At 63.5% G+C, this 12786-nt stretch carries 17 protein-coding genes; 12 read left to right on the forward strand and 5 right to left on the reverse strand.

What is annotated here, in order from left to right; all coding sequences use genetic code 11:
* The first annotated feature begins 108 nt into the window (after nt 1-108).
* Nucleotides 109-570, forward strand: coding sequence for an Lrp/AsnC ligand binding domain-containing protein (locus RFM68_RS09075; RefSeq protein ID WP_320232391.1), 462 nt, complete (start codon nt 109-111; stop codon nt 568-570).
* 30 nt (nt 571-600) lie between these two features.
* Here RFM68_RS09075 and RFM68_RS09080 read toward each other — a convergent pair whose 3' ends face one another.
* Complete coding sequence (locus RFM68_RS09080) at nt 601-1272, reverse strand: uracil-DNA glycosylase (protein WP_430694832.1); 672 nt, start codon at nt 1270-1272, stop codon at nt 601-603.
* Entirely contained in the window at nt 1269-1850 is a 582-nt protein-coding gene (locus RFM68_RS09085) for a LabA-like NYN domain-containing protein (protein ID WP_320232393.1), read from the reverse strand. Before RFM68_RS09085 ends, RFM68_RS09080 begins: the two co-directional genes overlap by 4 nt.
* Nucleotides 1851-2153: 303 nt before the next feature.
* Here RFM68_RS09085 and rpoZ point away from each other — a divergent pair, with 303 nt between their 5' ends.
* From rpoZ to RFM68_RS09105, 4 genes are all read left to right on the forward strand, one after another.
* Nucleotides 2154-2555: a DNA-directed RNA polymerase subunit omega gene (rpoZ, locus tag RFM68_RS09090; protein ID WP_320232394.1), complete on the forward strand. Its 402-nt coding sequence runs from the start codon at nt 2154-2156 to the stop codon at nt 2553-2555.
* Nucleotides 2556-2678: 123 nt separating this feature from the next.
* Nucleotides 2679-4910, forward strand: coding sequence for a RelA/SpoT family protein (locus RFM68_RS09095; RefSeq protein ID WP_320232395.1), 2232 nt, complete (start codon nt 2679-2681; stop codon nt 4908-4910).
* Nucleotides 4911-5012: 102 nt separating this feature from the next.
* Nucleotides 5013-5591: an orotate phosphoribosyltransferase gene (pyrE, locus tag RFM68_RS09100; protein WP_320232396.1), complete on the forward strand. Its 579-nt coding sequence runs from the start codon at nt 5013-5015 to the stop codon at nt 5589-5591.
* Nucleotides 5592-5658: 67 nt separating this feature from the next.
* On the forward strand, nt 5659-6039 hold the full coding sequence (locus RFM68_RS09105; RefSeq protein WP_430694835.1) for a VOC family protein: 381 nt from the start codon (nt 5659-5661) through the stop codon (nt 6037-6039).
* Between the two features lie 13 nt (nt 6040-6052).
* Here RFM68_RS09105 and RFM68_RS09110 read toward each other — a convergent pair whose 3' ends face one another.
* Nucleotides 6053-6568 (reverse strand): GNAT family N-acetyltransferase, encoded by a 516-nt coding sequence (locus RFM68_RS09110; RefSeq protein WP_320232398.1) that lies wholly within the window; start codon nt 6566-6568, stop codon nt 6053-6055.
* A gap of 215 nt (nt 6569-6783) precedes the next feature.
* On the opposite strand from RFM68_RS09110, the gene RFM68_RS09115 reads away from it, so the two are divergent.
* The 6 genes from RFM68_RS09115 (at nt 6784) to RFM68_RS09140 (ending at nt 11180) form a co-directional block, all read left to right on the forward strand.
* Entirely contained in the window at nt 6784-7368 is a 585-nt protein-coding gene (locus RFM68_RS09115) for a DUF2062 domain-containing protein (RefSeq protein WP_320232399.1), read from the forward strand.
* On the forward strand, nt 7365-7778 hold the full coding sequence (gene acpS / locus RFM68_RS09120; protein ID WP_320232400.1) for a holo-ACP synthase: 414 nt from the start codon (nt 7365-7367) through the stop codon (nt 7776-7778). Before RFM68_RS09115 ends, acpS begins: the two co-directional genes overlap by 4 nt.
* Nucleotides 7779-7857: 79 nt before the next feature.
* Nucleotides 7858-8607: a signal peptidase I gene (lepB, locus tag RFM68_RS09125; RefSeq protein ID WP_320232401.1), complete on the forward strand. Its 750-nt coding sequence runs from the start codon at nt 7858-7860 to the stop codon at nt 8605-8607.
* Nucleotides 8594-9328 (forward strand): ribonuclease III, encoded by a 735-nt coding sequence (gene rnc / locus RFM68_RS09130; protein ID WP_430694836.1) that lies wholly within the window; start codon nt 8594-8596, stop codon nt 9326-9328. The genes lepB and rnc overlap by 14 nt, the downstream gene beginning before the upstream one ends.
* Complete coding sequence (gene era / locus RFM68_RS09135; protein ID WP_320232403.1) at nt 9313-10245, forward strand: GTPase Era; 933 nt, start codon at nt 9313-9315, stop codon at nt 10243-10245. The genes rnc and era overlap by 16 nt, the downstream gene beginning before the upstream one ends.
* Nucleotides 10246-10286: 41 nt before the next feature.
* Nucleotides 10287-11180: an aminoglycoside phosphotransferase family protein gene (locus RFM68_RS09140; protein ID WP_320232404.1), complete on the forward strand. Its 894-nt coding sequence runs from the start codon at nt 10287-10289 to the stop codon at nt 11178-11180.
* Between the two features lie 127 nt (nt 11181-11307).
* On the opposite strand, the gene RFM68_RS09145 is transcribed toward RFM68_RS09140, so the two are convergent.
* Nucleotides 11308-11430 (reverse strand): hypothetical protein, encoded by a 123-nt coding sequence (locus tag RFM68_RS09145; RefSeq protein WP_320232405.1) that lies wholly within the window; start codon nt 11428-11430, stop codon nt 11308-11310.
* Nucleotides 11431-11547: 117 nt separating this feature from the next.
* Here RFM68_RS09145 and recO point away from each other — a divergent pair, with 117 nt between their 5' ends.
* The gene (gene recO / locus RFM68_RS09150) at nt 11548-12324 is read left to right on the forward strand and encodes a DNA repair protein RecO (protein WP_320232406.1); all 777 of its coding nucleotides are present in this window, start codon (nt 11548-11550) and stop codon (nt 12322-12324) included.
* On the opposite strand, the gene RFM68_RS09155 is transcribed toward recO, so the two are convergent.
* Entirely contained in the window at nt 12321-12785 is a 465-nt protein-coding gene (locus RFM68_RS09155; protein WP_320232407.1) for an NUDIX hydrolase, read from the reverse strand. The two genes, recO and RFM68_RS09155, sit on opposite strands and share 4 nt — an antisense overlap.
* Between the last annotated feature and the right edge of the window lies 1 nt (nt 12786).

The raw sequence follows: 12786 nt of genomic DNA on the forward strand, positions 1-12786 counted from the left end.
GCGGCGAAAGCGCAGGCTATTGTTCAACCCCCTGCGTTGAAATACGTTCTTTTGGGATGATGATAGTGGAATTCACATTAGAAAGGCAGTTCTGAAGTGAATCCTGAAGTGAGTGATCTCGACGGCGTCGACCGTAATCTTCTTCGGCTGCTGCAAGAGGATGGGCGCCGCACCACGCTCGATCTAGCGGCGCGTGTCGGCCTGTCGCCAACCGGCACGAGCCAGCGGGTGAAGCGGCTGTTTCGCGAAGGATTTATCGTCGCGGTCAGGGCCGTGCTCGATCCGTCAAAGATCGGGCGCGGCACGCTTGTCTTCATCGAGGTACGCCTCGATCACACGGCGCCTCATATTTTCGAGCGGTTTGCCGAGGCGGTCACGAAGGCGCCCGAGGTTCTCGAGTGCCATATGGTCGTCGGCGGTTTCGACTATCTGGTAAAGGCGCGCATTTCCGAAATGGCCGCTTATCAGGATTTTCTGACGCGGGTCATCCTGCCGCTGCCCGGAGTGAAGGAGACGCATACCTATGCCTCGATCGGCGACGTGAAGCCGGATGCGCCGCTGCCGGTGTGAGCGGGCGCCGGATCATCAAGGAACCTGAATCTAGTTCTTCAGGAACGCCGCGATCTCCTCGAACACGCTCACGAACATCTCCTGCGTCAGTACGCCCGTATTGGTGTTGTAGCGTGAGCAGTGATAGCTGGAAAACAGCGTGACACCGCCGGTTTCCCGCCGTCCGCCATGGCGGAACGGAATGGATGCGACGCGCTCGCCCAACGCCCGCACCGTCGACTGGTGCGCGATCGAACCCAGCGTCAGGATGGCGCGCAGATTGGGGAAGCGCGCGATGGTCGGCTTGAGGAACGCCCGGCAGGTGGCGATCTCGGCGCCCACCGGCTTGTTATCCGGCGGCACGCAGCGCACCGCGTTGGTGATGGCCGTGCCGACAAGCTCAAGCCCGTCGTCCGGTCGCGCCTTGAACTCGCCCCGCGCCAGGCCCTGCGCGATCATCGTGTCGTAGAGAAGCTCGCCGGCATAATCGCCGGTGAAGGGGCGTCCCGTCCGGTTGGCGCCGCGCAGCCCGGGCGCCAGCCCGACGATCAGCAGGCGGACTGAGTCTTCACCCTCCGGCGGCAGGAAGGTCGGCACCGGCGCGTTGAACCAGCCGGGCTCGCGCTCGCGCCAGGCGGCGATGAAATCATGCAGCCGAGGGCAGAGCGGGCAGTCACGGCTGGGTTCGGGCGAGGATGCGGCGCTCAAGGCCGCCGCTCTCAATAATCGTCCTCGTCGACTTCGGCGGGTTCCGGCCGGCGCGCCGGCCGCTCCGACGGATCGCGGCCGACCTCGCTCTTCAGCGTCATCAGGTCGATGAAATGATCGGCCTGGCGGCGCAGGTCGTCCGAGATCATCGGCGGCTGCGAAGCCATGGTCGAGATGATCGACACCTTGCGCCCGCGTCGCTGCAGCGCCTCGACCAGCGTGCGGAAGTCGCCGTCGCCGGAGAAGATCACATAATGGTCGACGATATCGGCCAGTTCCAGCGCATCGACGGTCAGCTCGATGTCCATGTTGCCCTTGATCTTGCGGCGGCCGGTCGAGTCGGTGAATTCCTTGGCGGGTTTGGTCACCACCTTGAAGCCGTTATAGTCGAGCCAGTCGATCAGCGGCCGGATCGAGGAATATTCCTGATCCTCGACCAGCGCGGTGTAGTAATAGGCTCTGAGCAGATAGCCGCGCTTCTGGAAGCTCGACAGGAGCTTGCGGTAGTCGATGTCGAAGCCCAGCGCGCGGGACGTGGCGTAGAGATTGGCGCCGTCGATGAAAAGAGCGATCTTTTCACGAGGATCGAACATTGAAAAACATTCCTTTCGAAAATTTCTGCCGTCTAAAAGTGTTTGACGAATAGGTCCGAAAATGGGCCTTGGCGCCGTCACATCCGAGATAACGCGAGATTTATGGATATCCAAGGGCGCGCCCTGCATTGCAAGCAATTGTGATCGCGACTATGTGAGCTTCGTCATGGCGCGGTCCGATGATGAGCCGGGCAAAGGCTTGGCAAAGCTGACGTCGTCGCCATAAAGCTTGTATTTCGGCCGCGCCCGCGTTATGGAGCGCGCCAGCTTTCCATCAAATCCATCGCATGAAAGGGGCAGTCCATGGCCCGCGTAACCGTTGAAGATTGCATCGACAAGGTCGACAACCGTTTTGAACTCGTGCTGCTCGCCGGCCACCGCGCCCGCCAGATCAGCCAGGGCGCGCAGATCACCGTTCCGCGCGACAATGACAAGAACCCGGTCATCGCGCTGCGCGAGATCGCCGACGAGATGCTGTCTCCCGACGACCTCAAGGAAGACCTGATCCACTCGCTGCAGAAGCATGTCGAGGTCGACGAGCCGGAGGCCGAGGGCGAGGCGATCGCCGATCAGACCGGCGCGACCGCCGTTGCAGCCGACACCGACGACGCCGAGGAGAACGTCACTTTCGACCGCATGAGCGAGGAAGATCTGCTCGCCGGCATCGAGGGCCTGGTACCGCCGGAAAAGAGCGACGACTACTAAGAGCTTTTGTCCGGGTTGGATCAACCATCCAGGACTTCCGTATCTTAAGTTTCGTGGCTATCTAGAGATGCGTCGCACGCTGGTGCGGCGCATCAATCATTTCAGCACCGCGAGATCCCGCCCATGATGCGTCAGTATGAGCTTGTCGAGCGCGTCCAGCGCTACAAGCCTGACGTCAACGAGGCGCTGCTCAACAAGGCCTACGTCTATGCCATGCAGAAGCATGGCCACCAGAAGCGCGCCTCGGGCGACCCCTATTTCTCGCATCCCCTCGAGGTCGCCGCCATCCTCACCGACATGCATATGGACGAGGCTACCATCGCCGTTGCCCTTCTGCATGACACGATCGAGGACACGACCGCGACCAGGGCCGAGATCGACGAATTGTTCGGCCCCGAGATGGGCAAGCTGGTCGAGGGCCTGACCAAGCTGAAGAAGCTCGATCTGGTCTCGAAGAAGGCGGAGCAGGCCGAGAACCTGCGCAAGCTTCTGCTCGCGATCTCCGAGGATATTCGCGTTCTTCTGGTCAAGCTCGCCGACCGCCTGCACAATATGCGCACGCTCGACCATATGCCCGAGTCCAAGCGCCTGCGCATCGCCGAGGAGACGATGGAAATCTATGCGCCTTTGGCCGGGCGCATGGGCATGCAAGGCATGCGCGAGGAGCTGGAGGAGATCGCCTTCCGCTACATCAATCCGGAGGCCTATCGCGCCGTAACCGCAAGGCTTGCCGAGATTTTCGAGCGCAACAAGGGCGTCCTGCAGGAGATCGAGACGGCGCTGTCGGGCCTGTTCGAAAAACACGCCATCAAGGCGAGCGTGAAGAGCCGACAGAAGAAGCCGTGGTCGGTGTTCCGCAAGATGGAGGCCAAGGCGCTCTCCTTCGAGCAGCTTTCCGACATTTTCGGCTTCCGTGTCGTGGTCGATACCGTCGACGACTGCTACCGCGCGCTTGGCGCCATCCACACCACCTGGTCGATGGTGCCCGGCCGCTTCAAGGATTATATCTCGACGCCGAAGCAGAACGACTACCGCTCGATCCACACCACCATCGTCGGCCCGTCGCGCCAGCGCGTCGAATTGCAGATCCGCACCAGGGAGATGAACAAGATCGCCGAATACGGCGTCGCCGCGCATTCGATCTACAAGGATACGGGCGGTAAGGTGAATGGCGCCGCGCACGCGATCTCCAAGGAGACCAATGCTTATGCCTGGCTGCGGCGCACCATCGAGCAGTTGGCCGAAGGCGACAACCCTGAGGATTTTCTCGAGAACACCAAGCTCGAGCTGTTCCAGGACCAGGTGTTCTGCTTCACGCCCAAGGGCATGCTGATCGCGCTGCCGCGCGGCGCCACGCCGATCGACTTCGCCTATGCCGTCCACACCGATGTCGGCGACACCTGCGTCGGCGCCAAGGTCAATGGCCGCATCATGCCGCTGATGACCGAATTGAAGAACGGCGACGAGGTCGAGATCATCCGCTCCAAGGCGCAGGTGCCGCCGGCGGCCTGGGAATCGGTCGTGGTCACCGGCAAGGCGCGCGCCGCCATCCGCCGCGCCACCAAGAATGCGATCCGCAAGCAATATTCGGGCCTCGGCGCCCGCATCCTGGAACGCGCCTTCGAGCGCGCCGGCAAGACATTCACCAAGGATAGCCTGAAGCCGGTGCTGCACCGGCTGGCGCGCAAGGACATCGAGGATGTGCTGGCCTCGGTCGGTCGCGGCGAGCTGAGCTCCACCGATGTCATGAAGGCGGTCTTTCCCGACTATAAGGACGAGCGCGTCACCGTCGCGGCACCCAAGCAGCGCGAGGAGGGCTGGTCGAAGATCCGCAACGCCGCCGGCATGCTGTTCCAGATGCCCGGCAGTCGAGCCGCGCGCAAGGACAAGGACCAGGCGCGCGACGGCGCGGTGCCGATCCGCGGTGTGCGAGGCGACCTGCCGGTGCGCTTCGCGCCGGAAGGTGCCGTGCCCGGCGACCGCATCGTCGGCATCATCCAGCCCGGAACCGGCATCACCATCTATCCGATCCAGTCGCCGGCGCTGCAGGCCTTCGACGACCAGCCCGAGCGCTGGATCGACGTGCGGTGGGACATCGACGAACGCACCAAGGAACGTTTCCCGGCGCGCATCTCGGTCACCGCCATCAATGCGCCGGGATCCCTGGCCGACATCGCCCAGGTCGTCGCGTCCAACGACGCCAACATCCACACACTCTCGATGGTGCGTACGGCGCCCGATTTCACCGAGATGCTGATCGATCTCGAGGTCTGGGACCTGAAGCATCTCAACCGGCTGCTGTCGCAGCTCAAGGACAATTCGAGCGTCAGCGATGCGCGGCGCGTGAATGGGTGAGTAATAGGTAGTGAATAGTGAATAGTGAATAGTGAATAGTGAATAGTGAAGGAAGGTGATCTCACTACTCACTACTCACTACCCACGGACATGGAGCGAACGATGAACACTGACGAAGTGCTGGGCATTTTCCGCGAGGCCGGCGCCGTTCTCGAAGGTCATTTCATCCTGACGTCCGGCCTGCGCAGCCCAGTCTTCCTGCAGAAAGCGCGCGTCTTCATGCATGCCGACAAGACCGAGCGCCTGTGCAGGGCGCTGGCCGAAAAGATCCGCAAAGCGGTGCCCGGCAGGATCGACTATGTCGTCGGCCCGGCCATCGGCGGCCTGATCCCGGCCTATGAAACTTCGCGCCATCTCGGTGCGCCGGCGATCTGGGTCGAGCGGGAAGGAGGCGAATTCAGGCTCCGCCGCTTCGAGATCGCCGAGGGCTCGCGCGTCGTCATCGTCGAGGACATCGTCACCACGGGCCTGTCGATCCGCGAGGCCATCGACTGCCTGCGCGAGCTCGGCGCCGAAGTCGTGGCGGCCGCCTGCATCATCGACCGCTCGGCCGGCAAGACCGATGTCGGCGTGCCGCTGATCGCGCTTGCCGAGTATGAAGTGCCGGCCTATCCGGCCGACCGCCTGCCGCCGGAACTTGCCGCCATTCCGGCCGTTAAGCCGGGAAGCCGCAACATCTGAGGGTGCATGTCGCCCAAAAGTGCGCAGCGGTTTTGGGGGCAACGACATGCACAAGGCAAAAGCAGAAATGATTGCCGGCATCGACCATTTCGTGCTGACGGTCCGCTCGGTCGAAGCGAGCTGTGAGTTCTACCGGCGCGTGCTCGGCATGCGGCGCCTGGATGAACCGAACCGGCCGACCGCGCTTCTGTTCGGTACGCAGAAGATCAACCTGCACGAAGTCGGCCGCACTTTCGAGCCAAAGGCAAAGACGCCGACGCCGGGGTCCGGCGATTTCTGCCTTGTGGCCGCGGTGCCGCTTGCCGAAATCCAGGCCAGCCTCGGAGCCAATGGCGTGGCGATCGAAGTCGGACCGGTCGAACGGGCCGGCGCGCGCGGCCCGATGATGTCGGTCTATTTCCGCGATCCGGACGGCAATCTGGTCGAGGTCAGCGAGTATCTGGAGTAGCTGCCCACGTGGCTCACCCGAGATCGATCCGCATGGCGCAGCGCTGGTCCGTCGGTAGTCCATGTGCTGCTTCGTCGTGCAACAGCCTCGCCAGCCTCTCGTCGAGTTCGCTGGGTTTCAGGATACGAAATCCACATCGCTGGTAGAATGGCGCGTTCCAGGCGACGTCGCGAAAGGTGGTCAGCGTGATCGCCGCAAGCCCGCGCCGTCTGGCGCCGTCGATCGCCTGTTGCAGCAGGGCGCGGCCGATACCGCGACCCTGACGATCGAGGTGGACGTCGAGTTCCCAGATATGCAGCGCATCCCCCTCGATGCCGGCGCTCAGGAGCCCGACCGGGCGGTCCTGGTCGTCGGCGGCGATCCAGCATGCGCCCGCGGCGATCAGCGCGCGGTGCCGCTCGACGCTCACATTGTCTCCATCGGCGAGCCACGCCAGTTCCGGGATGGCGCGGAACGCTTCCCCGGCCGACTGCTCGATCTGCGGCAGCGCCTCGGCGTCGTCGCCCCGCGCCGGTCGAATGGTGATCATCGGCTCCGTATTTCGGTTCTTTTCCTCAGTTTCGCCAGAATGAGGCTGTTGTTACAGCCCTGCGGCAGACCATCGCGGCGGCGTTTTTGTTGTTACGCGGCCTTGCCGTCGCTATATCAAAGTCTTGTTGCCTTTCTGCGCCATCGAAGCGCAAGATGTGTTGGCGCGACCCGGTGGGCAGGGGCAGCGCGTGTTGGACCGGGAACTGGAACAGAGTGCTTTTTCGACGCCGAGAGCCTGATGGCCTCCTTGAGCGGGTGCGTACTTATCTTTGGCCGCGCCGCTCGTTCTCGCGTTCCGTGCAGTATTTTTCCAAACGCATCCTGCGGCTGAAGGCGACACCGCATTCCGTCGCCGCCGGCGTCGCCGCAGGTGTTTTTGCCTCATTTTTCCCGCTTGGCTTTCACTTCATTGTCGCCGCCGTGCTGTGCTGGATCATCGCCGGCAATCTGGTCGCGGCGGCACTCGGCGCCGTGTTCTTCGGCAATCCGCTGACCTTCCCGCTGCTGTGGGGCGCGTCCTGGGAAACCGGCAAGCTCATTCTGCATGAGCACCTGCCGAAGCATGGGCCGCCCGAGCATCTCGGCGAAATGATGCACAAGCTCTCCTTCGCGAAGCTCTGGCACCCCGTTCTGGAGCCGATGCTGATCGGCGCGGTGCCGCTCGGCCTGATCTTCGGGCTCTTGTTCTACGGCGTCACGCGCTGGGGCATGACCGCGTTTCGCGAGCGGCGCAAGAAGCGCATGGCCGAGCGCGCCGAAAAGGCAAGGCATGGCGGACGGGAAGTGCCGGCGGAATGATCATCGGCATCGGCAGCGACCTGATCGACATCAGACGTATCGAGAAATCGCTGGAGCGGCACGGCCAGCGCTTCGTCCAGCGCATCTATACCGAGGTCGAGCAGGCCAAGTCGGAAAAGCGTGCTGCCCGCGCGGCCTCGTATGCCAAGCGCTTCGCCGCCAAGGAGGCCTGCGCCAAGGCGCTGGGCACCGGGATGGCCGAGGGGGTGTTCTGGCGCGACATGGGCGTGGTCAACCTGCCCAGCGGCGCGCCGACCATGGCGCTGACCGCCGGCGCCGCGGCCAGGCTGGAGAAAATCCTGCCCAAAGGCCACCGCGCGCTGATCCATCTCACCATCACCGATGATTTCCCGCTTGCTCAAGCCTTTGTGATCATCGAGGCGGTGCCCGCCGAACAAGCGCCACATTGATTCCATCTGACCACGGGCGGCATGACGTTGCTCGGCACGCGCCGAGACTCTATACCAACATCGCACAATCGAGGACGACATGAGCGTGGCTGAAAAATCGCAGAAGAAATCCGGCGGGCTTGGTGAAACTTTTTCCGTCATCATCCAGGCTCTGCTGCTTGCGCTCGTCATCCGCACGCTGCTCTTCCAGCCTTTCTCCATCCCTTCCGGCTCGATGCGGCCGACGCTGCTCGAAGGCGACTATCTCTTCGTCACCAAATGGGCCTATGGCTATTCGCGCTATTCGCTGCCGTTCGGTCCCGATCTCTTCTCGGGCCGCATCTGGGGCTCGGAACCCAAGCGCGGCGACGTGGTGGTGTTCAAGTTCCCGCCGGATCCGTCGGTCGACTACATCAAGCGCGTCGTCGGCCTGCCCGGCGATAAGATCCAGATGAAGAACGGCCAGCTTTTCATCAATGACGTCGCCGTGCCGCGCGAAAAGACCGGTCAGATCGACAATCCCGATGTCACCGAGGAAACCCGGCCGATCGACGTCTATCGTGAAACGCTGCCGAACGGCGTCAGTTACGACACGCTCGACATCAATTCCGATTCGATCGGCGACAACACGCGCGAATTCGTCGTGCCGGCCGGGCATTATTTCATGATGGGCGACAATCGCGACAATTCTTCCGACAGCCGTTTCGCCGTCGGCTTTGTGCCGGCCGAGAACCTCGTCGGCCGCGCCAATCTCATCTTCTTCTCGATCGCCGGCAAGGCGAGCCCGCTCGAGATATGGAAGTGGCCGTCGCTGATGCGCGCCGGGCGCCTGTTCCATTTCGTCCACTAAGGTCATGGCGGCCAGCAAGCGTTTGACCGCCGATGCCCTTGCCGAAGCGCTTGTCGAGCGTACCGGCCACGTCTTTGTCGACCGCCAGCGCCTGCAGCGGGCGCTGACCCATGCCAGCGCGCGTTCGATCCATGCCGGCGTCGACTATGAACGCTTCGAATTCCTGGGCGACCGCGTTCTCGGCCTTATCGTAGCCGACATGCTGCTCGCCACCTTTCCCGATGCCGCCGAGGGCGAGCTTTCGCTGCGTCTCAACGCGCTGGTCAATGCCGAGGCGCTCTCCGATATCGCCGAGGAGATCGGCCTGCCGGAACTCGTGCGCGCCGGCTCCGATGTGCGCAACCTGGAAGGGCGCAAGCGCACCAATTTGCGCGCCGATGCGCTGGAATCGTTGATTGCCGTGCTTTACCTGGATGGTGGCCTTGAGACTGCCCGCGCGTTCATCCACCGCTACTGGCAGCCGCGCTCGCAAGCGATCGGCGCGGCGCGGCGCGACGCCAAGACCGAATTGCAGGAATGGGCGCACCAGGCAGCCGCCGGCGCCGTGCCGGCCTACCGCATCGACGGCCGCGAGGGACCGGATCACGACCCGCTGTTCACCGTCAGTGTCAAGGTCGGGTCTTTTGCCCCGGCGATCGGCAGCGGCCGCTCCAAGCGCGAGGCCGAGCAGGCCGCGGCGGCTACTCTTTTGCTGCGCGAAGGCGTATGGAGCGCGGCATGACAGAAACGGATACCCCTGAGACCCACGCGACGCGCTCCGGTTTCGTCGCGCTGATCGGCGCGCCCAATGCCGGCAAGTCGACACTGGTCAACCAGCTAGTCGGCGCCAAGGTGTCGATCGTCACTCACAAGGTGCAGACCACCCGCGCCATCGTGCGCGGCATTGCCACGCATGACAACGCGCAGATCGTCTTCGTCGACACGCCGGGCATCTTCAAGCCGAAGCGGCGGCTGGACACCGCGATGGTGACGACCGCCTGGGGCGGCGCCAAGGATGCCGATGTCGTGGTGCTGCTGATCGATGCCGAGCGCGGGATCAGGGGCGATGCCGATGCCATCCTCGACCGGCTGAAGGACGTCCGGCAGCCGATGCTCCTCGTTCTCAACAAGGTCGACCGGGTCAAGCCGGAGACGCTTCTGGCCTTGTCTGCGGCAGCGAACGAGAAAGTGCCGTTCAAGCGCACTTTCATGGTCTCCGCTCTCACCGGTTCCGGCTGCAAGGACCTGCTCGACTATCTCGCCGAGGCGTTGCCTGCCGGCCCCTGGTACTATCCGGAAGACCAGATCTCCGACCTGCCGATGCGCCAGCTCGCCGCCGAGATCACCCGCGAAAAGCTTTATCTGAGGCTTCATCAGGAGCTTCCCTATTCCTCGCATATCGAAACCGAGAAATGGGAAGAGAAGAAGGACGGCTCGGTACGTATCGAGCAGGTCATCTATGTCGAGCGCGACAGCCAGAAGAAGATCGTCCTCGGCCACAAAGGCGAGACGATCCGCGCCATCGGCCAGGCCGCGCGGATGGAGATCGCCGGCATATTAGAGCAGAAGGTGCACCTCTTCCTGTTCGTGAAGGTGCGCGAGAACTGGGGCGACGACCCCGAGCGCTACCGCGAGATGGGTCTGGAGTTTCCGCACTGACGCATTCGCCCAAAAGTGCGAAGCGGTTTTGGGATAACGACATGCACCAACCGCAAGCAACCATCGACACCGGTCTCGTACGGCGGCTGGTCGACGCGCAGTTTCCGCAATGGCGGGATCTGCCGGTCAGTCCGGTCGTCTTTGGCGGCTGGGACAACCGGACCTTTCACCTTGGCGACGATATGACGGTGCGCCTGCCGAGTGCTGCGCGCTATTCGCTGCAGGTCGAGAAGGAGCATCGCTGGCTGCCGAAACTCGCGCCGTTGCTGCCGCTGCCCATTCCGACGCCGCTGGCCATGGGCGAGCCGGCCGAGGGCTATCGATGGCATTGGTCGGTCTACCGCTGGATCGAGGGCGATACGGCGAAGAGCGTGCGCGTTGCCGATCTCGGCGTGTTTGCGGTCGCGCTCGCCGATTTCCTTGTCGCGTTGCGAGGCATCGATCCAGCGGGCGGGCCAGGTCCCGGCCTGCACAATTTTCATCGCGGTGGACCGCTGAGCGTCTATGACGGCGAGGCGAGGCAAGCCATCGCCGCGCTCGACGGCCGGATCGACGCGCAAGCCGCCACCGCCGTCTGGGACGCAGCACTTGCCGCCACCTGGCACGGTTCGCCGGTCTGGTTCCACGGCGATGTCGCCTCGGGCAATCTTCTGGTCGAGGACCGCCGCCTGAGCGCCGTCATCGATTTCGGCACGTCGGGCGTCGGCGATCCCTCCTGCGATCTGGCGATCAGCTGGACCTTCCTCGAAGGCGAAAGCCGCGAGGCTTTTCGCACCCGCATTGCCGTCGACGACGCGACCTGGGCGCGCGGCCGCGGCTGGACGCTGTGGAAGGCGCTGATCACCGTCGCCGGCCACGACGCCAACCAGGCCGAGGTGACAAGGCAGCGCCAAGTGATCGACGAGGTGCTTGCCGATCACGCAAGGTTTGCGTGAGGCTACGGCAGGCCGTTGGCGAAATGATGTGGGACATGGCTCGTTTGCCCCAATCGTGATAGCATCAAATTGTATCGGGCATAGCCGCGATGGCGGCTGCAATTTCGCGTTGGGCCGTGGGCTATTATCAAGCAGTTTCCAGGATTCGCTTGAAATCGCTCTCGGACACCTTGATCGTTTCGGCCACTGTGGTGGTGCCGTTCGGCGTGATGTTGTATCGATGGGGTTCGTCGCGCGATGGCCCGGGCATGATCGTTTCTTTGATCGTATGCATTCTACACCAGCGGGAATTGGCAGTGGCGTGTCTCGAAAGCCACATTCAGGGTCCAACTTGATTTCACCGCCCAACGGGTGAAAAGCTCAGCTCATGGAATGGCGCGACGAGGGAATCGTTCTCGGCACTCGCAAGCATGGCGAAACCAGCGCCATCCTCGAGGTGATGACGCGTGCCCATGGCCGTCATCTCGGCCTGGTGCGGGGAGGGCGCTCGCGTAGGCAGCAGCCGGTGCTGCAGGCCGGCAATCGCGTCGACCTTTTGTGGCGGGCGCGGCTCGACGAGCATCTCGGCATCTTCCAGGCCGAGGCGATTGAGATGAACGCCGCGCGGCTGATGGACAGCGCGGTCGCGGTCTACGGCCTGCAGACCATGGCGGCGCATCTCAGGCTTCTGCCCGAGCGTGACGCCCATGGCGGCCTCTATGAGGCGCTTGTCGTGATGATCTCCCATCTGGGCGATGCCGATGCCGCGGGCGAGCTGGTGGCGCGCTTCGAGCTGCTTATCCTCGACGAACTGGGCTTCGGCCTCGATCTCAGCCAATGCGCGGCGACCGGCTCACGGCGGGATCTCGCCTATGTCTCGCCGAAATCCGGACGCGCTGTCTCGCGCGAGGCCGGCGCGCCCTGGCACGACAAGATGCTGGCGCTGCCGGCTTTCCTGCAGCGCGGCTCCGGCCTGCACGCCGATCAGGCAGCTCTCGAGGATGCCTTCCGGCTGAGCGGCTTCTTCTTCACCCGCCATGTCTACGAGCCGCGCGGCCTCGGGCCGCCCGACGCCCGCGCCGGCTTCCTCGCCGCATTGCGCCGGCATCATGCGGCAACGAAAGCGATTGCGGGCGAAGCAGGATCGGACGGCAGGCGTGTCTAATCGGTACCGCGACGCTCCAGGAAATCGTCCAACATGGCGCGCTGGCCCTTGAGGATCTTGAGGCCGGCTTCGGGCAGTGAAAACCAGCCGGCTCGATCCACTTCGGGGAACCCCTTCATGCTTCCCGATTTCGGCGGCCACTCCATGGTGAACATGTTGCTCTTGATGGCATTTGCATCGATATCGGCCTCGACGCTCCACGCCACCACGATCTTGCCGCCTGGCTGCTTGTAGCTGCCGAGCCGCTGGAAATCGCCGTCGATGGCGACACCGAGCTCCTCTTCGGCCTCGCGTTTGGCGGCTTTGAGCTCATCCTCGTTGTCGCCGATCAGTCCCTTCGGGATAGACCACGCTGCTTCATCCTTTCGCGCCCAGAACGGTCCGCCCGGGTGGACGAGCAGAAATTCGAACACACCGGCGGTGCGCCTGTGGATCAGCAGGCCAGCGCTTCGCTGCGGCATC

Source organism: Mesorhizobium montanum (assembly GCF_033977145.1).
GTDB classification, from domain to species: domain Bacteria; phylum Pseudomonadota; class Alphaproteobacteria; order Rhizobiales; family Rhizobiaceae; genus Mesorhizobium; species Mesorhizobium montanum.